This is a genomic window from Rhabdochromatium marinum (assembly GCF_016583795.1).
GTDB lineage: Bacteria > Pseudomonadota > Gammaproteobacteria > Chromatiales > Chromatiaceae > Rhabdochromatium > Rhabdochromatium marinum.
Genome location: NZ_NRRS01000013.1, coordinates 1 through 23,258, shown reverse-complemented (window position 1 = coordinate 23,258; position 23,258 = coordinate 1). Strand labels below are relative to the sequence as shown.

The following is a 23,258-nucleotide window of genomic DNA, read 5'->3' as shown; positions in this document are numbered from 1 at the left end:
GCCATGATGCGGCTGATCATCCTGTTGGTACTGCTTGGAGGCGGGCTGATGGCCAGCGGACAGCATGTGTTGGCCGCCAGCGCCAGTGAACAGCGCCGGGTTGAAATTGGCCTGAAAATCTTTCGCGCCACCCTAGCGGCGGATCAGCAACTCAGCCGCAAGCTTGACCCGCAGCAGCATCTGCTGATTGTGCTCTTTTATGGCCATGAGGCCTCAGCTGCTAAGCGCTATCGACAGCATCTTGCCCAACCCGGCGGGCTGCTGAAGTATTCCCTGCATATCGTGCTCAGTAATAACCCGACCCTGTCGGAGTTTTCCACCACGCCGCCAGCGGCCATCTTCATCACCGAACCACGGCTCCCATTGGCAACCTTGCAACGACTACAAAGTTTCAGCATCCGCCATAATTGCCTGTTGTTTTCTCCGTTCGAGGCCGATGTTAAACGGGGTGTCGCCGCTGGATTATTCATCGGCGCCCGGGTCGAGCCTTACGTCAACGCCAAAGCTCTACAAGCGAGCGGACTAGAGCTGCAAAATTTTTTCCTGAGTATTGCCAAACAGCTGGACTCGGAGCTGTGACTCAAGCCGACACAGCCAGCATCAGCATCCGTTGGCGACAGTGGTATCCAGCTCCGGAAGCCCCGGCAGCACTAGCTCCTGCTCATGCAGCACCCCAGCCAGCGTGGCGATATCGGTGCTCAGCGGGCGATCGCCCTCCAGACTGGCCGCATGAAACCGCTGTCGAGTTCTGGCCGACCACTGGTCAAGAAGGGAGTCAGAGCGCCATTGAGCCGCTCATCAGTGACCCGGGCAATATTCGTCGTGCAGCAACAACCGCCACTGACAGCCCGCCTTGGCTTGGTAGGCGATGGCGTTGACGATGAGGCGCCAGTCGGCCGGTGGACGCCCAGGCCCGCCAGGAACCTTGTTCGATCCCCCTCGCCAGAAAACTCATCGGCTATCCTCATGAGCTGGAAGCGTCTCGGACTTTGTTCCAAAGACTTTGACCCTTGATCGAAAGGGGAATTAGGCTTTCAGACAGCTTCTAATATAGATATCGGTTGACATGACTTCAAGAGATTCAGCATAGGGATGGCGTATACAACACCAGGGCAGGGAGTGCAGGCGAACGGGCACTCCAATATCGCCAACCAACGCATAAACCAGCTGCATCGCTGGATCAACCTGGCCTTCCTGCTGTTGGCGCTGGGGCTCGCCACCCTGGCGCTGAGCTATTGGCATTTCGCCCTCGAACCCGGCTTGCGGCAGGATGCCCAGGATCGGGCCGATCTCATGGCACAGGCACAGGCTGAGCGTTTGGCCGAGCGCTTGCAGGCCGCAGAACGTCAGCAGCGACCGGATCGGCTCACTAACGCCCTGGATGAAATCCTGAGCTTTACCAACCGCAACCACGACACGCCCTTTTTCGTGCGCGTGGAACTGGAACTGGCTCCCAACACTGCGCTGTTAGGTGGCGCCACCCCGAGTGATGACCGCACGTCCACTGCCAGGCTCCAGGCCGGTTCAGCAGACTGCCACAATTGCTTTCGCACCGAAATTCCTTTGTTGGATCCGCGCGATTTTCACCTGATCGGCATCGGACACTTCTGGATCAACGATCGCCTGTTTCAGCAACTGCGCCAGAATGTCCGCACCCACCTGCTGAGCCAGGCAGTGCTGGGCGGCATCCTGCTGCTGCTGGCCTGGATTGCCGTGCTAAACCTGACCAGGCAGATCCAGCGCCAGAGCGCACGCCGCCAGCAGGCCGAACGCGCTTTGCAACACAATCAGGCGCGCTATCAGCGTCTGCTTGACAATCTCTCGGGCTACTTCGTCTATGCGCGCTCGATTGATGGCCGCATCAATTTTGTTAGCGACTCGGTGCAGCAGGTGCTGGGGTATACGCCGGCCGCATTCCGCCAACAGTTCCACGACCGGCCGCTTGACCTGTTCAACCAGCTGGATTTGGCGCAGGCATCTGACCCGGTTGCGTCCAATCGCGTGCGTCTCGCCCTGCGCGATCAGGACGGAAACCTGCACCATCTTGAATGCTCCGAAACACCGTCGCCGGATGCCAGCGCCGCCGAAGCCATCGAAGGCATCGAAGGCATCGCGCGTGATGTTACCGCCCAGCAGGCGCTGGAAGACTCCCTGCGCGAGGCCAAGGAGCAGGCTGAGCGTGCCAACCGCGCCAAGAGTGCCTTTCTCGCCAATATCAGCCATGAAATCCGCACCCCCATGGCTGGTATTGTCGGCCTGACGCAACTACTGCTGAAACAGGAGACAGAGCCGCGTCTGACGCAACACTTGCAGCAGATTCTGGCCTCAGGGCACTATCTGCTGACCATCCTGAACGACATCCTGGATATCTCCAAGATGGAAGCCGGCAAGGTGGCGCTGGAGCAGAAACCCTTTGTGCTGGAGCAGGTCTTCACGCAACTGGTGAGCCTGACCGCCATTCGCGCCGAGGAAAAGGCGCTGGAATTCGTGCTGGCCGTTGGCCCCGGCATCCCCAAGCAGCTGTGCGGCGATGCGACCCGACTGGGGCAGATTCTGCTTAATCTGACCAATAACGCGATTAAGTTCACCAAGCGCGGGCATGTGCTGGTCTGTGTCGAGCGCCTGCGCGCCACAGACCAGAGTATTATGTTGCGCTTTGCGGTCGAGGACACCGGAATTGGTATTAACCCTCAGGATCGGCGGCGCCTGTTTGAGCCTTTCACGCAGCTCGATGATCCGCGCCGCCCGCATCATATTGGCAGTGGCGCCGGCACCGGTCTGGGGCTGGCCATCAGTCGGCACCTGGTCGAGCAAATGGGCGGCCGGCTTGCTGTTGACAGCACCCCTGAGCACGGCAGCCGTTTCAGTTTCACCGCTGAGCTGAGTCTCCCGGCCGCAACAGCACCAGAGGCGACGCCTGACTTCACACCGGAAGCGCCCCCCGCAGTGACCTCGGGCGCTGCACGCCAGGCCCGACGACAGCTGTCCATCCTGCTGCTGGTAGCACATCCGCTGACACAGTGCATCCTGGCGGATCTGCTGAGCGAAGCCGGCTACCGGGTCACTCTGACCGACACAGCCGCGCAAGCACGCCATCAGCTTGATGCCGCCAGCCAGCGTGGCCAAGCCTACCAGGTGCTGCTGCTCGATGCGGCCTGCGGGTTCGATAGCCTTGACTCGATGGACAACCTGGCCGCCAGTGCCCCGGCTGTTGTCCTGATAACGGGCTATGGTGCACGCGCCCACCCGCAGCCCAGCACCCGCATTGATGCACACCTGCTGAAGCCCGTGCATCGCACGGCACTGCTGGAAGCCATCACGCAGGCACTGGGTCGAACTGAGCACGTGGTAACCACCGCATCCAGCCCGGCGCAAACCAAAGCCGCGGCATCTTTCCCGCCGAGCACCCGGGTGCTGCTGGCCGAGGATCACGCCCTGAATCGCGACATCGCCACTCAATTCCTCCGAGCTCAGGGGCTTGAAGTGGAAGCCGTTGCCGATGGCTACGCGGTACTCGAGCGCCTCGAACAGCCGCATACCTTTGACGCCGTGCTGATGGACATCCAGATGCCGGGTCTGAACGGCATTGAAACCACGCAACGGCTGCGGGCCGATCCGCGCTGGGCCGAGCTGCCGGTGATTGCCATTACCGCCTATGCCATGATTGGCGATGCTGAGCACTTCCGCGCTGCTGGCATGAATGACTGTCTGAGCAAACCCATCGACGAAGCTCAGCTCCAGGCGGTCTTGCGCCGCTGGCTGCCACACAGCAGCAACTCGGAGGACTCTGCCTCTCTTAGCGCATTCCCCGACGCATCATCCAACGCAATCACCCACTTTGCTCGCACCCATCAGCCCCAACTGGCGAAGATTCGTGCGGCCCTCGCGCAAGGCTATGCGGCCGATGCCATTGCCATCGCGCACCGGGTCAGAACGGCGGCGCAGGACATTGAGGCTCTGAGCATTGCCAAAGCCGCTCATGCGCTTCAGCAGGCCATCGCCCGCAACCAGCCGTATGAAGAACCCTTGCAGCGGCTCGAAGCGGCGCTGCAAGTATCCTGAGCACGACGCTCATCCGGCACGAGTACCACCACCATCATGCAGTCCCCGCTTAGCATTCAAGATCAACTCATCGCGCCTGGCACGCGCGCACTGGTCGATCTTGCGCTCCCAAAACTCAACTCCCACACCCTGCTTTCCATGCCTGTGCATCTGGTGCATGGCAAAAAGGAAGGGCCCTGCCTGTTCGTTTCAGCCGCCATTCATGGCGATGAACTCAATGGTGTGGAGATCATTCGCCGGCTGCTGGAAACCAAGGCCCTGCAACATCTGGCGGGCACCTTGATTGCGGTGCCAGTGGTAAACGTCTATGGTTTGATTCATCAGTCGCGGTATCTGCCGGATCGGCGCGATCTCAATCGCAGCTTTCCCGGCTCCGCATCCGGCTCACTGGCCGGGCGGGTGGCCCATGTTTTCATGGAAGAAATCGTGCGTCGTGCCACCCATGGTATCGACTTGCATACCGGCGCCATTCACCGCACCAATCTGCCGCAGATCCGCGCCAATCTCGATGACCCGGACACCGAGCGGCTGGCGCGCGCTTTCGGCGTCCCGGTGCTGCTGAACTCAACCCTGCGCGACGGCTCACTGCGTGAAGCGGCCACGACCCTGGGCATCCGCATGCTACTTTACGAAGCCGGCGAGGGGTTGCGCTTTGATGAATTCTGTATTCGGGCCGGCCTGAGTGGAGTGCTGAATGTCATGCGCGAACTGGGGATGTTGCGGCGCTCACGCCGGCAGACGCATGAAACCGCGCCCTTCGTGGCCCGCTCCAGCACCTGGGTGCGCGCTTCCGAAAGCGGTCTGCTGCGCACGCTGGTTCCGCTCGGCGCCAGGGTACAGCGCGGTGACAGGCTCGGCATCATCAGCGATCCCTCCACCGGCACACAGCATCCGGTCAGCGCGCAAGCGCGCGGTGTGGTGATTGGCCGGATTCAGATCCCCACCGTACATGAAGGGGATGCGGTATACCATATCGCGCGCTTTCGCGACGATCACGAAGATGTTGCCGAAGGCGTGGAGGCGTTTCAGCAGGAATGCCTGGACGATGCCGCGATTCTGGACCCGCCAATTGTGTGAGTCCTCAGACCGCCAAGCCACTCACCCGCTCGACACGGCAGGCCAAGGCCTCACCCAGCACCACCTCGCTGCCATAGAGCAGGGTAAAGCGGCTGCTGGCACGGGTGATGGCGGTGTAGAGCAGCTCGCGCGTCAGCACCGGATTGGAGTGATCCGGCAGCACCAGCGCAGCATGGTCAAACTCCGAGCCCTGTGATTTATGCACCGTCATGGCAAACACCGTCTCGACGGCCTGCAAACGGCTGGGCAGAATCCAGCGCACCCCGCCTTCAACGGTGGGAAAGGCGACGCGCAGCATCGGCTGGCGGCTGGCGCTTGATGCCCCCTTGTCCCCAGGGCGCGGCACCGCCAGGGTGACGCCAATGTCGCCGTTCATCAGATTCAGCCCATAATCATTCCGCGTGACCAGCACCGGACGCCCGGGAAACCACTGGCCGCCCGCCAGTGCACCGGATTGGCCGGAACCGGGCTCACCGGAACGGGGCGCACCGGAACTGGATTCGCCGAGGCCGGCCGGGCTCGCATGGCCCGGTGGCTGAGCCGCCCGCAAGGTGCGCAAAATAAATTGATTCAGCCCTTCGACACCCCAGGGACCGGCACGCAAGGCGGTGAGCAACTGAAACCCCTTGCGTGCCTCCAGCACCTCGGCCGCCCAGGCCTCCAGCACCTCGGGCGGCGCGCCAGGTTCAGGAGCACGACAGCGCATGACCTCAAGATAGCTGTTCGGGCCGCCATAGCCAGCCCAGACCAACTCAGCCAGTGCCAAGGCATCGGGCGTTGGCAGTGGCACGGCTTGGATGCACCCCAGGCTGGCATCGGTGGTGGTAGCCTCGCGCTGGAACAACTGTTGCACGGCATGCAGGCGCGCGGGCGCCTCAGTCTGGTTAACCAAGGCTGCCAGGGCGCCAATGCCACCTTGCGGATTAAAGCGGTGGCTGTTGCGCAGCATCACGATCGCCTGCGCTCGCAGAGGGCCGTGCGGATCGATAAAGTGGGTTGGAAGGCGCCAGCCGGTCACCTGCTCCAACCAGTCAACCGTGGTCGGTCGATAATGCACCTGGGCGGCGCCCTGGCACAGATCGCCGAGCACAGCCCCCGCTTCGACCGAGCTGAGCTGATCCTTGTCGCCGAGCAAAATCAGGCGCGCGTCCGCAGGCATGGCATCCAGCAAATTGGCCATCATCTCAACATCCACCATTGAGGCCTCATCCACCACCACCAGATCGGCTGGCAGTGGTTGGGCGGCATGATGGCGAAAATGACGGCTGCCGGGAATGGCACCCAGCAATCGATGCAGCGTCTTCACCCGGGTCGGTTGAGCCTCCGGGGTAGCAAAGGCTTCGGGTAGATGACGCCGTTGATCGGTGATGGATTCGTTCAGGCGCGCCGCCGCCTTGCCCGTCGGCGCAGCCAGCTCAATGCGCAGCGGCGGCTGTCCCGCAGGAACCAGCGCTTGCAGCACCGCGAGCAGGCGCACCACCGTGGTGGTCTTGCCGGTGCCAGGACCGCCGGTGATGATAAAAAAGTTGTGCCGGGTCGCCAGTGCGCAGGCAATACGCTGCCAGTCCAACGTGTCGGAAGGGTGAAACAAGCGGTCGAGCTGCTGGCGCAAGGCGGCGACATCAACCGTTCGCACGTGCTGGAGACGTTGCTCCAGCCCGTGCCGGATGCGCTGCTCGTATTGCCAGTAGCGGCGCAGATAGAGCAGTGGCCGGTCAGCCTGGCCAGCCAGCACCAGTGGACGTGCATCCGCATCCTGATCCGCATCGGCGATGGGTTTGGTGGTGGGTGGCAGGCGTTGGTCGTTGATACAGGCGCTTGCGGCCAGGCGTTCGGCCCAGACCGTTGCGCTGCCCAGCCCCTGCAAACGCTCGCGCAGGGACTGACGCACGCTATCAAGCAACTCTGGACTGGTCGCAGGCTGGTCGCGCAAAGGCCCCAGCACCGCATCCGGTGCCGCAAGCGTCGCCGCGAGATCCAGACACACATGACCATGGCCATTACGCTCGCTGGTCAGCGCCACGGCCAGCAACACGGCTTCATCCTGCACCGGGCCACGCGTAGCGATGAAACGCGTCAGCGCCAGATCCAGCGGCCGCAACGCGCCAACCGTGACCCAGTCAGCAAAGCTTTGCTGCCAAGCAGGCATGGCATCTGGCGATAGATGGGACGGGGTGGCGGGGTATGGAGTCATGCCATCACTTCCGGCGTCACCGCTGTAGCCGCTATAGCCGCTGTAGTAGAAGCGGCACTGCCGCCGGCAAAGAGTTGATCCAATCCTTCGATCAGTGCACGCGGCGGTCGGTTGGTGAAGAGTCCCTGGGTGGTGGCGCTGGCGCCGCGCAGGAAGACACAGACCGCGCCACCGATGTGGCGGTCATACGCATAATCCGGCAGACGGGCACTCAGCAGCCGGTGCAGGGCGAGCAGATAGAGCAGATATTGCAGATCATAGCGATGATGCAGGATGGCCATGCGCATGGCCGTTGCGCTGTAGGCACTATCTTCGGTGCCGAGCCAGTTGGATTTCCAGTCCAGCACATAAAAGCGCCCTTGATGCTCAAAGACCAGGTCGATGAAGCCTTTCAGCAGACCATTGAGCATCCCGGCGCGCAGTTGCGGGCGCTCTGCGCCCGGCAGACAATGCTGCCGAATCAGCGCATCGAGCTGGCGAATGCTGACACCCCGGGTTTGAATCCAGAACTCCATCTCGACCTGCACCTGATTGGGCGTTAAGTCAGTAAGCCTTAGCTCTGGCGCCGATAGCTCTGGCGCCGCCGCATCGGCCGGTGGCAGGGTCAAGCCATGCAGTGACCAGGACTGTGTGAGCAAGGCGCCGAGCCAGTCGTTCAGCGGATCGATCCACTGATGCAGCCCGCGCAGAGCGCAGCGGCGCGCCAGCATATCGCGCCGCGATGCTGAATGGGCAGCAGCGGTGGCAAAACCACCCGGCTCCGCCCGTCCGGCCCATTCAAGCAGGCCGTGCAGAAAGGTGCCAAAGCGGCTGCCACGCGGGAAGTCATGCAGGGGAGGGGATTCCCCGCCTACCTGAGTCACCTCGGAGGATTCAAGCCTGGATTCCTCCAGGGCTGTCTCCTGCTTGGCAGTCTCGGCATCCAGCGGCCAGACAGGGTCATCGGACGGAGTCCCGGGGAACATGCGACGGCTGGCTGTCATGCCCAGGCTCAGGGCCGAGTAGCTTGAAATCCACCAAGGCGCGAAAGGCTGATGCGCGGGCACGCGGGCCGGCGCCAAGGTGGTGTCGGCAACGGCCATGAGTACCTGTTCATCCGCCGGCGGGGCTGGCACCAACGCCATGGCATCACAGGCCTGGCTGAGTTGTTCCAAACACTGATACACCGCCGCGCTGGTCGGGAACCTCTGACCTCCGTTAAGGACATGGCCGACGGCGCAGTGCTCCAGCTGCGGGCTGTTACTGGTGCCGCTGCGCAGTGGTGCGATACCCAACCAGAGGCCATGGCTAGCGCGGGTCATGGCGACATAGAGCAGGCGCATATCCTCGCTCAGGCGCGCCTCCTCCGCCTGTTTCCAGGCTTCGGGAAAGGCCTTTTGGCCCGCTACTTCGATGGTGCGCCCCAGCGCGCCCTGGTGGGAACAGGCGCTCGCATCGGGCCGATAGGAGACGGAACGCACCTTGCCATTGATTGCGCGCCAGCTACAGATAAAGGGCAGCAGTACCAGCGGGTATTCCAGTCCCTTGGATTTATGAATGGTCACCACCTGTACCAGCTCCGCATCGCTCTCCAGGCGTACGATGGATTCGTCATTGGATTCACTCTGGCCGAGATGCTCGCCCAGATGCCGAATCAGCGCCTGTTCGCCATCCATCTGCGTGGCCGCCCGCTGCAGCCACTCAGCCAGATGCAGCACATTGGTCAGACGCCGCTCGCCCTCCGGATGCGCCAGCAGGCGCGCGGGCAGCTGCTGCTCGTGCATCAGCCGATGCAGCGCCGCCAGCACACCCTGGTGCTGCCACAGCTGGCGATAGCGGCGAAAGCACTCCAGTTGCGCCTCCCAGGCCAGCTCGTCGCCTTGCCAGTCGGCGAAGTGGTGCAGCGGTATATCCAGAGTGTTGGTGCCCAGCGCGGCGCGCACCAGGCTTTCGTTGTTGGGCTCGGCGCATGCCTGGAGCCACTGATGCACGTCCATGGCTTCTGTGGTATTGAACACCGACTCACGATCCGAGACATAGACGCTGTTGACCTGGCGCGCCGCCAGTGCCTGCCGCATGGTCGCGGCCTCGGTGCCGGTGCGCACCAGAATGGCGATGTCGCGTGGGCGCAGCGGCCGGAATGCCGACGACTGGCAACAGCGAAAGCCGGTGTGGCCCGCGCGAGCGCCGTGCAGCCAGCGCACGATCTCGGCCGCCGCCACCTCAGCCATGGTGTGGCGATAGGCCGTGCTCCCAACCGGCGTCTGGTCCGCGTTCTCCAGCCACCACAGCGTCATCGCCGACGCGGGCTCATTCTGGATTAGCAGTTGCTCGGCCTGCCCACGCGCGCTGGCCTCAAGATAGGGAATCTCATGAAAGCGAAAGGCACCGCGCGGGTGCTGTTCGGCGTGCAGGAACCAATGGTTGCAGGCCTCAACCAGCGCCTCTGTGGAGCGATAGTTTGTTTCCAGTGTATAGAGCGGCCCCTGTGACCGTTGCCGTGCGGCCAGATAGGCGTGAATATCCGCCCCGCGAAAGCCATAGATGGCTTGCTTGGGATCGCCAATCAGGATCAGCCCAGTGCGGGGGGCTGAGTCTGAATCTGGGCTTACATCTGGGGTCGGGGTATAGACACGATCAAAGATGCGGTATTGCAGTGGATCGGTGTCCTGAAACTCATCAATGAGGGCCACGGGAAATTGGCGGCGCAGGGTCGCGGCCAGAGTGTCCGCCCGCGTTTGCTCGGCGGTCGCGGTCGGATTCAGCGCAGCATCGAGATCCCGCAGCAGGTCATTAAAGCCCATCTCCGCGCGTTGACCCAGGCGGCGTGGCAGTTCCTCTGTGAGCCAGTGAGCGGCATGAGCGAGCAACTGGGATTCGAGCGGTGGAGCCGATGTCTCCGCGCTGTCGGCCGCCTGCTGAAGCTCCGCCTGCCAGGTGGCAATGGCCTCAAAGGCGACATGCGGGCGGACCTGCTGCACCTTGGCGCCTTTTTTGAACGCGAAAGCACCCTGGGCGAAGTTGTGGATCGTCTTCGGCGCCGGCTCACCCTCGGACCAGGCGGCCAGCTCGTCGAGTAACGCCTGAAACTTCTCCGGGGTGGTGCTGCGATGTTTGGTGCCATTGAGATGCGGGCGCAGTTCCAGCAGCTGGCTTTCCACCGCTTGGCGGTGTTGCTTCCATTGCGCGCGCGCTTGGTCTTCGCAGGCGGCTGCCGCCTCAAAGCGCTGGCGTTGCTGGCAGGCGATATCCAGAGGCGCGCGCAGATCATCGCACTGCACCGGCGTGCCGCCGTGGGAAATGCGCGCCTCCTGATGCGCCAGCCAATCGCTCAGCTTGGTTTTCAGCGCGGCCGGGGAGGCGACACATTCGCGAATGCAGGCCGACTGTTGTGCAGACAGCGGGTAGAAATGCTGGCGCCAGTAGTCACGCAGTGCCTCATCCAGCAGCTCGGACTGATCCGTCACCAGCTCGCGCTGAAACAGTCCCCGAGTGGCGAACGCATGTTCCTGCAACATGCGCTGACAAAACCCATGGATGGTCGCGATCATGGCCTCATCCATCCAGTCGGCCGCTTGGCGCAAACGCCGGGCGCAGCCGGGCCAGTCATCGAGCGGATAATCCGCGCGCAGTTGTTGCAGCATGGGATCAGCCGCTGCCGTGCCGGTAACAGTCGCAAAACAGTCGGCGGCTTCAACCAGCCGGGCACGAATGCGCGCGTGCAGCTCCTTGGTGGCGGCATCGGTGAAGGTCACCACCAGAATCTCCGGCGGCGTCAGGGGGCGGTCGAAGGCGTTGCCATGCAGGCCATGCCCGAGCACCAGCCGGATGTAGAGCAGCGCCAGGGTAAAGGTCTTGCCAGTCCCGGCGCTGGCCTCAATCAATCGCCGGCCATGCAGCGGAAAGTTTAACGGATCGAGTGTGCTCTGGTGCTGAGTGTGCTGGGCCTTCATGAGCGGGATCTCTAATCCAACAGCGGTTGATACAGCTGTGTGGCCAGCGTTGTGAAGCGCTGATCGGCCACCAGATCGTCATAACTCGGCCAGAAGCGCTGATAGCCAGGATGTTCGCTGTTTTCGCCGCTGAGCTGATAGCCGTCACCTTCATAGGCGATACGAGCACTTGGCTTGGCTTTGGAGTTTGCGGCGGTGCGCAGAAACGCCAGAGCGGTTTTACAGGCCAGAGGCAAGGGCTCGGTGAGTCCCTGGCCATAGATGTGCAGCAGTGTCAGCAGATGCGCGCGTGCGTCCTTCCAGTCCATGGGTGGCAGTTCAATGTCGCTCAACGGGCCGAGCAGCCGGGTGTGAGTTGGGCCCTGGTGTTGAGCCGCCAGGTGTGCCGGCCAATGCCGCACCAGGTTGTACACCTTGGACTGGCCGGCTTGGTTACCGTCATCCAGCTGGCTGGCTTGCAGCACCAGGCGCAGACGCTCATGCTTGGCATTGACGCGGATGGGGCTGGTGAAGGCATCGGGGTTATCTTCCAGCACCAGCTGATCCAGCGTCAGTCGCAGCCGCTGGTCGGCCGGGGTCGCGGCGCTGCCAAGACGCTGCGGGTAGTCCCGTAACAGCGCCTGATAGCAGGCGAGGGGGGGCTCAAGCGTCTCGTGGAGCTGGGCTTTCCAGAGTTCATCAAAGGGTGGCAGGGGCAGCTCACCGGCACCGGCGCGGCGCTGAATGGCCTGATTGAGCAAGGCCGCTGCACTGACCTCCGCCTGGCCCGGCGCGGCCAGGCGGCGAATGCAATCCTGCAAGATGGCGTCATACAAGGCCCAACGCCCCAAACCATCGAGATCGAATGGCTCCTCATCGTCGCTTTGTTCGACGTCCTGCCCCAAATGCACGCCTAGACGCTGACTGTAGAAAGTTTTGAGCGGATAGCGCAAAAACCGCCCCAGATCGGCGCAGCGAATGGGCGCCTCCAACTGGGGCGGGGCAAGCGCCGGGGGCGATGCTGCGCGCGCGGCATCAGGAGCCGTCAGTTGTGACCATTCACGGGCATAGGTAAAGAGTCCGGAATTGTGCTGAGGATCCGATGGCGGCAGAAAATACTGGCGACTAAAGGGTTGCAGTGGATGCTCGGTGCTGAGCGCCTGCAATAATTGCTGGCCGTCCTGCCCAGCCGGGGTTCCGGCACTGGCCAGCCGCCAGCCGGCGGCGATATGGTCGCGCAACTGGCTGACCAGCACCGAGGGCGGGCGCTCGCTGTTGTCGCGCAGGCTGCGCCCGACCCAGCTGATCACCAGGCGCTCGCGCGCTGACAACAGTGCCTCCAGAAACAGATAGCGGTCGTCCTCACGGCGCGAGCGGTCGCCAGGGCGATAGTCGCCGACCATCAGATCGAAGTCGGCCTGACGTCGCATGCGCGGGTAGTCACCATCGTTCATGCCCAGCAGCCAGATCTGCCGGAAGGGGACGGCGCGCATGGGCATCAGGGTGGCAAAGTTGACCGCCCCGGCCAAAAAGCGTCGGCTCAAGCTCGGCTCATCCAGGCCGGCGAGCAGTGGCACACGCACCACCTCCAGGGGCAGGCATTCGTCTATCAGGCCGCCACGCGCGCAGTCGAACGTCCATTGTTCGAGTTGGTCGCGCACCTGAGTCAGGTGCTGTTCATCGGCGTCTCCAACAGGACAGAAAAAATCATCCAACAGCGTGGTAAGAGTTTCGCTCCACTGCATCGGCGTGCGTGACACCTGCAACAGCTGCCAACTGTGCGACAGGCGCTCCAGCAGTTCGGCCAGCGGGCCAATCAGTGCCGCATCCAGCCCGGCGACTTCATCATAAGGCTCCACCCCCTGCCAGGCTGCGCTGGTGCCGCTGGCCACACCAAGCAGCATGCGTTCCAGGCCAAAATGCCAGGTGTTTTGCTGCAGCTTGGCCGGCAGGTGGAAGCCGTGCTCACGATGCTCGGCATCCAGTCCCCAGCGCACGCGCGCGCCGGTGATCCAGTGCCGCAAGGCCGGCAGATCGGCCTCATCCAGCCCAAAGCGGGCGCGCAGGGCCGGAATATCGAGCAGATCCAGCACCTCGGTGACGGTGCAGCGGGCCTGCGGCAGTTGCAGCAGCCGCTCGAAGCCCAGCAGCAGCGGACTGTGCTGACGCGGCCCCTGATCAGACAGACTAAAGGGAATAAAGCGCCGGTCATTCCGTGCCAGACGGCCAAACACCGCCTCAACATGAGGCGTATAGGTTTCGATGTCCGGCACCATCACCAGAATATCGCGCGGCGCCAGTGGCTGCCCGGCGGCATCCGCAGCGGCAAAGGCTGCCAGCAACTGATCATGCAGGATTTCAACTTCCCGCTGAGGGCCATGCGCCATCAAAAAGCGCACACTTTGATCTTTGTCAGGATCGATCTGGGTTTGAAAAGCGCGTCTTTCCTCCAGAGGGCGCAGTTCCAGGATGTCATCCTGCACCTGTTGCAGCAGGGTTGCCGGGCTGTCTGTGTCCTCGAACAGATCAATAGACAGGTCGTGCTTGCTAAAGGCGGCTTCGTAGGTGTCGCGTTGATCCAGGGCATCCAGCAGGCGGATGTAATCGCGTCCCTGCTTGCCCCAAGCGGCCAGCAGCGGATGTCCGTGCAAATGCAGGGTATTTTCATCCACATCCTCTGGCACCTTGCGCGCTTTGTCGCGCCGATAGGCGGTACGAAACAGCTCGCGTCCTTCGATGATATCGCCCCAGTAATGCCGGCAGGGGTTATGTACAAAGAGCATGACCTGGCTGACGGATGAGATGGCATGCAGGACTTCAATGATCTGGCGCGGCAGTGCCGAGACGCCAAAGACGATGACACGCCGTGGCAACGTGGGTGGGCGGCCCTGCTTGGGCAGAACGGTGGCAGCCTGCAGAAAGCGCTGATGAATCTCGGCACGGCTGCTCTCACCCACCAGCGGTGATTTCGCGGCCACTGCCGAGGCTGATACTGGGGAGTCCGCACGACAGTCCTGTTGCAGACGCCGCCACAGCAGCGGCTGCCAACGCTGCCATGCCGGTAAAGCTTCGCGGTTGCCGTCTGGGCGAATCAAGACATCCTCGCCGCGCGCCCAGGCCTCCAGCCAGTCGGCGCGATAGACCTGATACTGGTCGAACAGATCGGCCAGACGCTCGGCGAGCTGATGCCGACGACGCGGATCCCGATCCGTCCTTAGAAACCCCCGCAGCGCAGCGAGCCAGCTGTTCTGTTCCGGCCCCTCGGCCAAGGCATCGAGATCGCCCAGCAGCCGATACAGCCGCCAGGTCAACGGCGCCTTGTCGTAAGCTGACGCATGCGGCAAATGTCCCAACACCGCCCGATAGCTTTGCCAAACAAAGCTCGCCGGCAGCATCAGCTTCACAGCCGCCGCAATGCCCCAGCCGCCCTGACCACCCGGCTCCAACGGCGCCGCCAACGCCAACTTGAGCCACTGACCGATGCCATTGCTCTGCACCAGAATCACTTCATTCTCAAGCGGGCGCAACGGATACGCTTGCACCCAGGCGGTCATCACATCACTCAAGGCCTCCAGGCAATTGCCCTGAATGAGCATAAAACCGGGTTGCAGCTCGGCGGTTGTATTCATGTGTTATCCAGCGGCTGCGACTGCCAGCGATAATACTCCGCTGGCGGTCCCTGGCAGAGCTGACAGTTGGCACAGCCGCTGCCGCAGTCAATGCGCTCGACCCGGCCCTTGCGTATCCAGACAGTACACAGGTCTCTGGCCACCTCGGGCGTCACGCGCAGATGCAGGGCAATGTCGCTCAGGCTGGCAAACGGACGCTCGCGCAGATAGGCTCGCAGCTCAGTCAGCATCGGCAGGCGGTCACACGGGTTATCATCACACGGGCGTTTTTTGCACAGCCGCGTCAGCTCCCGGCTCGCGCCCCCGTCGCGCCCAGATGCGCAAGCCAATGAAGACCACAATCAGCGCGAGCACGCCCGCAGCAATCCAGCTGCCCGACCACCAGGGATGGCGCGCGAAGGTAGCGGTCTGATAGAACAAGGTCGCCGTGATATAGGCAATCCCCGTGGTCCAGGCCGCCACGAAGGCCGCCCAGGCGCCACCAGCCTCACGCACGATGGCCCCGATGGTGGCGATGCAAGGGAAATACAGCAACACAAACAACAGATAGGCAAAGGCACCGGCGCGCCCATCAAAGCGGGCCTCCATGGCACCAAAGGCACCAGCAGAGACACCTGGGTCGCTTGCGGCCTCATCCAGGCTGCCAAGTCCCAGCGGATCGGTCAGACTGCCCAGGGCCTCGCCGAGATTGGCCGGAATGGTGGCCAGAGCCTGGCTCAGAGCCGCCAGCAGATGATAAGGGGCGGCCGCATCCGTATCCCCGGGCGAGGCATCAACCGCCAGTTGCCCATAGACAGTATCCAGAGTGCCAACAATGACTTCCTTGGCCAGCACGCCCGAGACAATCCCCAGCACTGCCGGCCAGTTGTCCGTTTCAATGCCCATAGGTGCAAACAGCGGCGTGGTCAGGCGGCTCGCGGCACTGAGCACCGAGGCATCGCTGTCCGTCTCGCCAAGGCTGCCATCGGTTCCGATAGCGCCCAGCAGATTCAGCACCACTACCATGACCACAATGATGCGCCCGGCCTCGCGCAGGAACAGCCGCACCCGATCCCAGGTGCGCAGCAGCACCCCGCGCAATGTGGGCAGATGGTAGGGCGGCAGCTCCATCATGAAGCCGGTGCTGCTGCCAGCAAGCAGGGTGCGCTTCATGATCAACCCGGTGAGCAGGGCCACGGCAATGCCGGTCAGATAGAGCGCAAAAACCACGTTTTGTCCTGAATGGGGAAAAAAGGCGGCCGCGAACAGCACATACACCGGCAGCCGCGCGCCGCAGGACATGAAGGGATTCATCAGAATGGTCAGCTTGCGCTCGCGCTCATTCTCCAGCGTGCGCGTGGCCATGACCGCTGGCACATTGCAGCCAAAGCCCACAATCAGCGGTACGAAAGCCTTGCCCGGCAGCCCGATGGAACGCATAAAACGATCCATCACAAAGGCCGCGCGCGCCATGTAGCCGGAATCTTCCAGCGCCGAGAGAAAAATATACAGGCTGGCAATCACCGGAATAAAGGTGGCCACCACCGTCAGGCCGCCACCAATCCCATCCGCCAGCAGCAGCCGCAGCACATCCGGGGTCTCGAAGCGATTCAGCAGCGTACCCAAGCCATCGACGAACAGCGCCGCTGCAACGCCATCGAAAAAGTCGATAAAGGCGCCACCGATGTTGATGGTGAAGACAAACATCAGGTACATCACCAACAGAAACAGCGGTACCCCCCACAAGCGGCTCAGCACCACCCGGTCGATGGCATCCGACAGCGTGCCGCCCGCCTGCCCGCGACAGCGCTGCACCCGCGCCGCCAGCGCATGGGCATGACCGAAACGCGAATCGGCAATATAGATGTCCGGCTCCTCGCCGGAGCGCTCGGCAATGGCGGCGCGCCAGTGCGCCGCCAGCGCCCGCACCGAGCTGTCCACCTGGGCGACGGCAAAGGCGTCGTCTTCCAGCAGCTTGAGTGCCAGCCAGCGCGCATTGGGTGGAAGATCATCCGGTGCGTGGGTTTTGTCCGCCTGAATGGCCGCGCTGAGCGCCGCTACGCCTTGTTCAACGCACTCATCCTGCGCCAGGCCGAAGCCGGCTGACTCCTGCCCACAGGCCACTGCCAGCGCGCGCGCACTCAGTTCCGTCAGTCCCTCCTTGCTGACAGCCACCACCGGCACCACCGGACAACCCAGCTCGCGCGCTAGTGCGGCCGCATCGATCTCCAGGCCCCGACGCCGGGCGAGATCCATCATGTTGAGCGCAATCACGATGGGCACGCCCATCTCCAGCAGCTGTACACTCATGTACAGATTGCGCTCGAGATTGGTTGCATCCACCACATTGACGATCACATCCGCCTCACGCGAGAGCAGATAATCGCGCGCGACCTGCTCATCGAGTGAGCTGGCATCGAGCGAATAAATCCCCGGCAGATCGATCACCCGCACCGCGCGACCATCGAGTTCGCAGCGCCCTTCCTTGCGCTCCACCGTCACCCCCGGCCAGTTGCCAGTGGTCTGGCGGATGCCGGTCAGGGCATTAAACAGCGCCGATTTACCGCAATTGGGATTGCCGGCCAAGGCCAAGGTGAGTGGTCGATCCGGTGCGGCGGCGCTGTCCGAGCCATTCGCCCCGGTTTCCTGTCGCTTGATGCCGCGCGTCTGCTCCGATATCTTGGAATGCCTACCCATGATGTTAATCCGACGGCTCGGCCTCGCGCTCGCCGGTGGCGACCGGGTCAAGGCGTTCAATGCGCAGTTTCTCCACGATTCCGCCGCCCAGCGCCACACGAGACGGGCCAATGGAGACCACCCGACCCCGACCGCGATGATGCTCCACCCGCAGCTCAGTGCCCAGGCGCACCCCCAGCGCCAGCAGGCGCCGGTTGAGTTCACGGCCGCCATCAATACCAATGACGCGCCCTCGGGCGCCGAGCGGCAGATCGGTCAGATGCGTCGGGGGAAGACAGGAAGCGAGCGTGTTTTCTTGGTTCATGGGCAGGATTCTATGCCAGGCCGGCAACCGTATCAGGAATCAATATCAATTAAGATCCGTACCTGACAGTATCAAGTGACGGATCGGCTGGAGTCGTGCTTAAAACTGCTTGACGCGAATGTTCAGCGTCTGGATGCGGTAGGCAATCTGGCGCGGTGTCATGCCAAGCAGGCGTGCAGCCTTGGCCTGCACCCAGCCGGCCTGTTCCAGCGCGGCAATCACCCGTTCGCGCTCGTCAAGCTCGGGGTCTTGCAGGTCGAGCGTCGGAGTCGGTGCGGGTGTATCCGCGCCGGGTTCGAGCCGCAGGCCGGTGAGGTCGATCACATCGCGGTCGATCACCCCGGTCTCGCTCATCACAGCGGCACGTTCCATGCAGTTTTCCAGCTCGCGCACATTGCCAGGCCAGTCATAGCGCATCAGCGCGCGCACCGCCGAGTCGGTGATCTCCAGCGTGCGCCCCTGATTCTTACCGATTTTTGCCGCCAGAAAGCGTGCCAGATCGGGAATGTCCTCCAGGCGCTCGCACAGGGCCGGCATATAGATCGGCATGACGTTGAGTCGGTAGTAGAGATCCTCGCGAAACTGACCGGCTTTGACTTCCTGTTCCAGGTTGCGATTGGTCGCCGCGATGACCCGCACATCGACCTTAAGCGTGCGGCTGCCGCCGACGCGCTCGAACTCGCCTTCCTGGAGTACGCGCAGCAATTTGGCCTGAAAGACCGCACTGATTTCGCCAATTTCGTCCAGAAACAGGGTGCCGCCGTCGGCCTGCTCGAAACGCCCCTTGCGCAGACCGCTGGCACCAGTGAAGGCGCCTTTTTCATGGCCGAACAGTTCGGATTCCAGCAGAGTGTCCGGCAGCGCGGCGCAGTTGAGCTTGACGAAGGTGCCGCGTGCGCGCGGGGAGTTGTAATGAATGGCGCTGGCGATCAGCTCCTTGCCGGTGCCGGATTCGCCACGGATCAGTACCGTAGTATTCCATTTGGCGACCTGACGCACCTGGTCAAAGACCACCCGCATGCGTTGGGTGTGGCCGATGATGTTCTCGAAGCCATGCGCGCCCTTCAGATGCCGACGCAGTTTGTCGCGTTCTTCGCGCAGGGCGCTCTGCTCGGCGGCCACGGTGCGCGCCAGTCGCACGGCCTGGCCAATTAGATTGGCGACCATCTCCAGAAAGCGCGCGCGTTCCTCGAGCAATCCATCGCGCTCCGGTGGCTGCACAGCCAGCACCCCGATGGCACCCTCCTCACCCAAGCGGACCGGCACGCCGATAAACGGCAGATCGCGATCATACAAACTGAGGCGATCAAGAAAGCGCGGCTCATCGGCGACTCGGGGCAGAATCCACGGCTCATCTGTTTCCAGAATGCGCCCGAGCACCCCCTCACCTGGACGGTAGCGAATGGACTCAAACGGCTCGGTAATATCGCCATGCAGGGCGTTTAGCTGTAACTCGCCGCTGTCTTCGTCCATTAGACATACAATGCCGAGTTCCAATCCGCCGCGTTCATGCAGCGTCTTCAACAGTGCGCGCAGGGTTTCGTGCAGGTCGAGCGAACGACTCAGCACCCGGCTCACATCGAACAGGGTCTCAAGCTGGGATTCGAGATGAGCCAGGCGCCCGCGCATGGGCGAATCCCCGGCGCTGGTTTGCGATCGTTTTTCCACCACGGTGGCTGTCTTACTCCTGTGACGGGACGTGGCTCAGGATCACTTTGATCCGGCAGCCCTCATGGAAAGCCTCATCAATCTCAATGGTGCCGCCATGCTGATTCACAATCTCCTGGGCTAAAGCAAGCCCCATACCCGCGCGCCCGCGCCGGCGCCGCCAACCGATGAAAAAGGGCTCGAACGCCTTGAGGCGATGCGCGGCGGGCAGCCCGGGGCCATTGTCCTGCACAATCACCTCGACGGAATCCTCCAGCGTGCGCGTGGACAGATGCAGCTCACGCTGCGCGCGCCGGCTTTCATGCAGCGCTTGCAAGGCGTTGTCGATCAAGTATTTGAACAGCGAGCGCAGCGGATTGCGATGTCCGGACAGCTCCGGTAACTGCAAGGCCGGCTGCCAGTCCACCACCACACCGGCCGCCAGCAGCCGATCCGTTTCCAACTCCAAGACATGACGCAGCAACTCGTTGACATTGACCATGGCGCCAGCTTCCAGGGACTCACTCGGCAGCGCCGCGCGCAGATTCGCCAGGGCTTTCTCGCTGGCTGCACTGATTTGGCGCAGATGATCAACAAAGACCGCCAGCTCGCCGTCCTGATCGCCAAACATGGCGGTGGCGGCACGAATCAGGTTCAGAGGCTGTTCGATCTGATAGCTGGCCGCCGCCAGCGCCTCACGCACGCCCTCGGTGAGCTGTTGCTCGGCCAGACGGGCGCGTAAATGCTCCAGATGGGCGCGTTCGATTTCGCGGCGGCGCGCGGTGACTTCATTCGCCAGCAGCAGCAGGCGATGCTCAGCGGCGTCTGCCGCACCGAAATAGCCGCGCGCGCTGGCGTCGGATTCATTCACCGCCACCCCGGAGCAGGAAAACCAGCGCGGCGCGCTGGCACCCGGCAGCAGCAGGCTGATTTCGACATCCTTGAAGCCATCGCCATGCAGCACCCGTTCGAGCGGGTCGAATCCGGCCTGCTCAATGAGCGCCTGGCATAACCGCTGTACTGGCTCCTCGCCACGCAGATCGCCCAGCAGCTTTTTATACTCCATGTTATCAAGCAGCACCCGACCCTGGGTATCCAGCAAGGCGACCAGCACTGGCGCAGCATTCAGTACCGCCTCGATGCGGGTCTTTTGCGCGCGCAAATCCATTTTCAGCTGATGCTGACTGGTCAGATCACGGTGCATGCCGAGGAAAAAGCGAATCTTACCGCTGGCATCCAGCACCGGAGCAATCATCAGTTCAGCTAGATAATCCCCGCCGCCCTTGGCACGATTGACCAGGATGCCCTTCCAGGTTTGTTTGTTCTGAATGGTGCCCCACAACTCCTTATAGATAGAGCTCGGCGTGGCATTATTCGACAAAATCGACTCATTGCAGCCGATGACTTCATCGCGACTGTATTCGGTCAGCTGCTCGAAAGCCGCGTTGACATAGAGAATATTAGCCTTGTCATCGGTAATGGAGATGGCCACTGGCGCCTGTTCCACCGCCTCGAAATACAGACGCGGCGGCAGCGGCTCGTTGGGATCGCCCACCATCAGCGTAAGCACCTGCAATACTTCGGGCGGCGTATTAGCCGGTGGCTGCGCCAGGAAGCGCCCAATGGCGCTTGAGAGCGCATGCGTTTGCTCCGACACGGGTACTCGCTTAGCGGGGGCGAAATCTTCTACAGCCACGGGTGGGCTCCTAAGGGTGCATCGTTACATGGGTGCGGTCTCTGGCTGTCGCAAGACGCATGCCGCGCCACCTCCAGGCCAGCATTAGTATCCTATCGCATACAAAACTTATTATGTAAGGAATGAGTCAGCATCATGCGTTTTCCCTACGGTCTCGCCAACTTCCAGGCCATCGTCGAAGAAGGCTATCTGCAAGAAGACGCCATCGCCTCATTTCGATCCCTGCTGGCCGCCATCACTGAGACCCCCCACCGGCTGTACCTGCTGATCGACGAATACGACAACTTCGCCAACGAGGTGCTGGTCAGCCACCAGCAGGGCGAAGGTCGCTATCAGGAATTGGTTGGCGGCGAGGGCGCCATCAAGACCCTGTTCAAAGCGGTCAAGGATGCCGCCGAGGGACGCGGCCTGGATCGGGTGTTCATCACTGGGGTATCGCCGCTGGTGCTAGCGGATATCACCAGCGGCTACAACGTGGTCGAAGACATCTCCAGCGAGCCGGACTACGCCGACCTATGCGGTTTCCACGAGGAAGAATGCCACATTGTCCTCCCTCGAACCCGAGGGCGGGCAGATCTACAACCCGACCCTGGCGCTGTATTTCTTCAAACATCTGACCGAGCGGTGCGCCTACCCTCGGGCGATGCTGGACAACAATCTGACCATGGATCGCAACCGCATCGAATACATCGCCCGTCTGCCCCACGGCGAGGATCTGGTAACCGCCGCCCTGGATTCCACACACCCCATCACCATTGACGACCTGGAGCAGCGCTTCGGCGTCGAACGCATGCTCCACGCCCCACAGACCCACGGCTTCCTCGCTTCCCTGCTGTATTTCTTCGGCGTGCTCACCTACAGCGGTCGCGACCCGCTGGGCAATCTGCAACTGAGTATTCCCAACCTGGTGGTGCGCAAGCTCTACATCGAGCGCATCCAGGAAGCCCTGTTGCCGGGCTACGACCTGGATCGCGAACGGCGCGCCGTCAGCGAGCGCTTCTACGCGGCGGGCGAGCTGGAACCCCTGTGCGACTTCATTGAGCAACGCTATCTGCCAGCGTTCGATAACCGCGATCTGCGCTGGTCCAACGAGCTGGTGGTCAAGACCGCTTTCCTGATCACCCTGTTCAACGACATCGCCTACATCATGGACTCGGAGACCGCCATCGCGCGGGGCTATTGCGACCTGTCGCTGATCGTGCGCCCGGATCGGCGCCAATACGCCCTGCTGGATCACCTGATCGAATTCAAACACCTGAAAATCAGTGACCTGCCCGACCTCGACAGCACGACGCTGGCGACCATGCCAAGGGAAGCGCTGCGCGCACGCCCCGAAGTGGCGCGCCTGCTAAGCGAGGCGCAGACTCAGCTCACCGGCTACCGCCAGACGCTGGAGGGCCTTTACGGAGACAAGCTCAAACTGCGCACCCATGCCTTGGTCTGCATTGGGCCTTGATCATCCCTCGGTCCAAAACCAACGATTTCAGTAGGTGATCAGCGCGAGGCACGGGGCGGCAGGAGTCCGGGAAAGGCGTAGTCTTGGAGGTGCAACCCAACCCAAGGACAGCGCCGATGCCCGAAGAAGCTCCTGCCAAGACCAACTCTAGCGCAAATCGCTCTTCCACGCCGATGCATGATCGCCGCCGTCGTGCCGAACGGCTCGTGGCCGTGGCTGAAGCTGAGCAGAGCGGGCAAAGTCAACGTGAGGCGGCGCTGAGTGCGGGTGTGGCACGCAGCACGCTGCGCCATTGGACGGGGCGTCAAGCGATTAAGGCTCCGGCTGGATTGGCGCGGTTTGTCGAGACGCCTGAGGGCGTGGTCTGGCTGAGCCGGGTTGAGAGTGCGGCGCACTGGTGCATTGGGGAGCGCGCGGGAGCGGGTATTCGGGTGATCGTTGAGTTTTTGGAACTCAGTGGCCTGTCGGCGTTCATCGCTCAGCAATTCCCGCTGACCTCTGTGGCGAGCGGTTGCGATGGCCCCGATCCGCCGTTGAAAATCAACCGGCACGCGAACACCTCGCGACAAAGAAGCGCTGTGGTACGCCCGGCTTGTTCTCACCCTC

General features: G+C 62.5%; 14 protein-coding genes. 6 read left to right on the top strand and 8 right to left on the bottom strand.

Going from position 1 to position 23,258, the window contains the following annotated elements; translation table 11 throughout:
• The first annotated feature begins 3 nt into the window (after positions 1-3).
• The 3 genes from CKO36_RS05995 (at position 4) to CKO36_RS05985 (ending at position 5,139) form a co-directional block, all read left to right on the top strand.
• Entirely contained in the window at positions 4-579 is a 576-nt protein-coding gene (locus CKO36_RS05995; protein WP_200281901.1) for a hypothetical protein, read from the top strand.
• Between the two features lie 513 nt (positions 580-1,092).
• Positions 1,093-4,062, top strand: a complete 2,970-nt coding sequence (locus CKO36_RS05990; protein WP_200281899.1) for a PAS domain-containing hybrid sensor histidine kinase/response regulator — start codon at positions 1,093-1,095, stop codon at positions 4,060-4,062.
• Positions 4,063-4,098: 36 nt separating this feature from the next.
• Entirely contained in the window at positions 4,099-5,139 is a 1,041-nt protein-coding gene (locus tag CKO36_RS05985; RefSeq protein ID WP_200281897.1) for a succinylglutamate desuccinylase/aspartoacylase family protein, read from the top strand.
• A 4-nt stretch (positions 5,140-5,143) separates the two neighbouring features.
• On the opposite strand, the gene recD is transcribed toward CKO36_RS05985, so the two are convergent.
• The 8 genes from recD to nifL form a co-directional block, all read right to left on the bottom strand.
• Positions 5,144-7,333 (bottom strand): exodeoxyribonuclease V subunit alpha, encoded by a 2,190-nt coding sequence (gene recD, locus CKO36_RS05980; RefSeq protein WP_242469417.1) that lies wholly within the window; start codon positions 7,331-7,333, stop codon positions 5,144-5,146.
• Complete coding sequence (gene recB / locus CKO36_RS05975) at positions 7,330-11,265, bottom strand: exodeoxyribonuclease V subunit beta (RefSeq protein WP_200281896.1); 3,936 nt, start codon at positions 11,263-11,265, stop codon at positions 7,330-7,332. The genes recD and recB overlap by 4 nt, the downstream gene beginning before the upstream one ends.
• An 11-nt stretch (positions 11,266-11,276) precedes the next feature.
• On the bottom strand, positions 11,277-14,873 hold the full coding sequence (gene recC / locus CKO36_RS05970; RefSeq protein ID WP_200281895.1) for an exodeoxyribonuclease V subunit gamma: 3,597 nt from the start codon (positions 14,871-14,873) through the stop codon (positions 11,277-11,279).
• A complete protein-coding gene (locus tag CKO36_RS05965; protein WP_200281894.1) occupies positions 14,870-15,103 on the bottom strand; it encodes a FeoC-like transcriptional regulator in 234 nt (77 codons plus the stop codon). The genes recC and CKO36_RS05965 overlap by 4 nt, the downstream gene beginning before the upstream one ends.
• 25 nt (positions 15,104-15,128) lie before the next feature.
• Positions 15,129-17,549 (bottom strand): Fe(2+) transporter permease subunit FeoB, encoded by a 2,421-nt coding sequence (feoB, locus tag CKO36_RS05960; RefSeq protein ID WP_200281893.1) that lies wholly within the window; start codon positions 17,547-17,549, stop codon positions 15,129-15,131.
• A 4-nt stretch (positions 17,550-17,553) separates the two neighbouring features.
• A complete protein-coding gene (locus CKO36_RS05955; RefSeq protein ID WP_200281891.1) occupies positions 17,554-17,853 on the bottom strand; it encodes a FeoA family protein in 300 nt (99 codons plus the stop codon).
• Positions 17,854-17,952: 99 nt separating this feature from the next.
• A complete protein-coding gene (nifA, locus tag CKO36_RS05950) occupies positions 17,953-19,482 on the bottom strand; it encodes a nif-specific transcriptional activator NifA (RefSeq protein WP_200282004.1) in 1,530 nt (509 codons plus the stop codon).
• Between the two features lie 52 nt (positions 19,483-19,534).
• On the bottom strand, positions 19,535-21,196 hold the full coding sequence (gene nifL / locus CKO36_RS05945) for a nitrogen fixation negative regulator NifL (protein WP_200281889.1): 1,662 nt from the start codon (positions 21,194-21,196) through the stop codon (positions 19,535-19,537).
• Between the two features lie 135 nt (positions 21,197-21,331).
• On the opposite strand from nifL, the gene CKO36_RS05940 reads away from it, so the two are divergent.
• The 3 genes from CKO36_RS05940 to CKO36_RS05930 all read left to right on the top strand — a co-directional run.
• Positions 21,332-21,955, top strand: a complete 624-nt coding sequence (locus CKO36_RS05940) for an AAA family ATPase (protein WP_200281887.1) — start codon at positions 21,332-21,334, stop codon at positions 21,953-21,955.
• A complete protein-coding gene (locus CKO36_RS05935; protein WP_200281886.1) occupies positions 21,861-22,652 on the top strand; it encodes a hypothetical protein in 792 nt (263 codons plus the stop codon). Before CKO36_RS05940 ends, CKO36_RS05935 begins: the two co-directional genes overlap by 95 nt.
• 116 nt (positions 22,653-22,768) lie before the next feature.
• Positions 22,769-23,258, top strand: a 490-nt coding sequence (locus tag CKO36_RS05930; RefSeq protein ID WP_476705510.1) for a transposase, incomplete at its 3' end; no start/stop codon positions are given.

Coding starts and splice junctions, on each gene's coding strand:
- CKO36_RS05995 (WP_200281901.1), top strand. CDS start 4: ATGATGCGGCTGATCATCCTGTTGGTACTGCTTGGAGGCGGGCTGATG.
- CKO36_RS05990 (WP_200281899.1), top strand. CDS start 1,093: ATGGCGTATACAACACCAGGGCAGGGAGTGCAGGCGAACGGGCACTCC.
- CKO36_RS05985 (WP_200281897.1), top strand. CDS start 4,099: ATGCAGTCCCCGCTTAGCATTCAAGATCAACTCATCGCGCCTGGCACG.
- recD (WP_242469417.1), bottom strand. CDS start 7,333: ATGACTCCATACCCCGCCACCCCGTCCCATCTATCGCCAGATGCCATG.
- recB (WP_200281896.1), bottom strand. CDS start 11,265: ATGAAGGCCCAGCACACTCAGCACCAGAGCACACTCGATCCGTTAAAC.
- recC (WP_200281895.1), bottom strand. CDS start 14,873: ATGAATACAACCGCCGAGCTGCAACCCGGTTTTATGCTCATTCAGGGC.
- CKO36_RS05965 (WP_200281894.1), bottom strand. CDS start 15,103: ATGCTGACTGAGCTGCGAGCCTATCTGCGCGAGCGTCCGTTTGCCAGC.
- feoB (WP_200281893.1), bottom strand. CDS start 17,549: ATGGGTAGGCATTCCAAGATATCGGAGCAGACGCGCGGCATCAAGCGA.
- CKO36_RS05955 (WP_200281891.1), bottom strand. CDS start 17,853: ATGAACCAAGAAAACACGCTCGCTTCCTGTCTTCCCCCGACGCATCTG.
- nifA (WP_200282004.1), bottom strand. CDS start 19,482: ATGCGCGGGCGCCTGGCTCATCTCGAATCCCAGCTTGAGACCCTGTTC.
- CKO36_RS05940 (WP_200281887.1), top strand. CDS start 21,332: ATGCGTTTTCCCTACGGTCTCGCCAACTTCCAGGCCATCGTCGAAGAA.
- CKO36_RS05935 (WP_200281886.1), top strand. CDS start 21,861: ATGGATCGCAACCGCATCGAATACATCGCCCGTCTGCCCCACGGCGAG.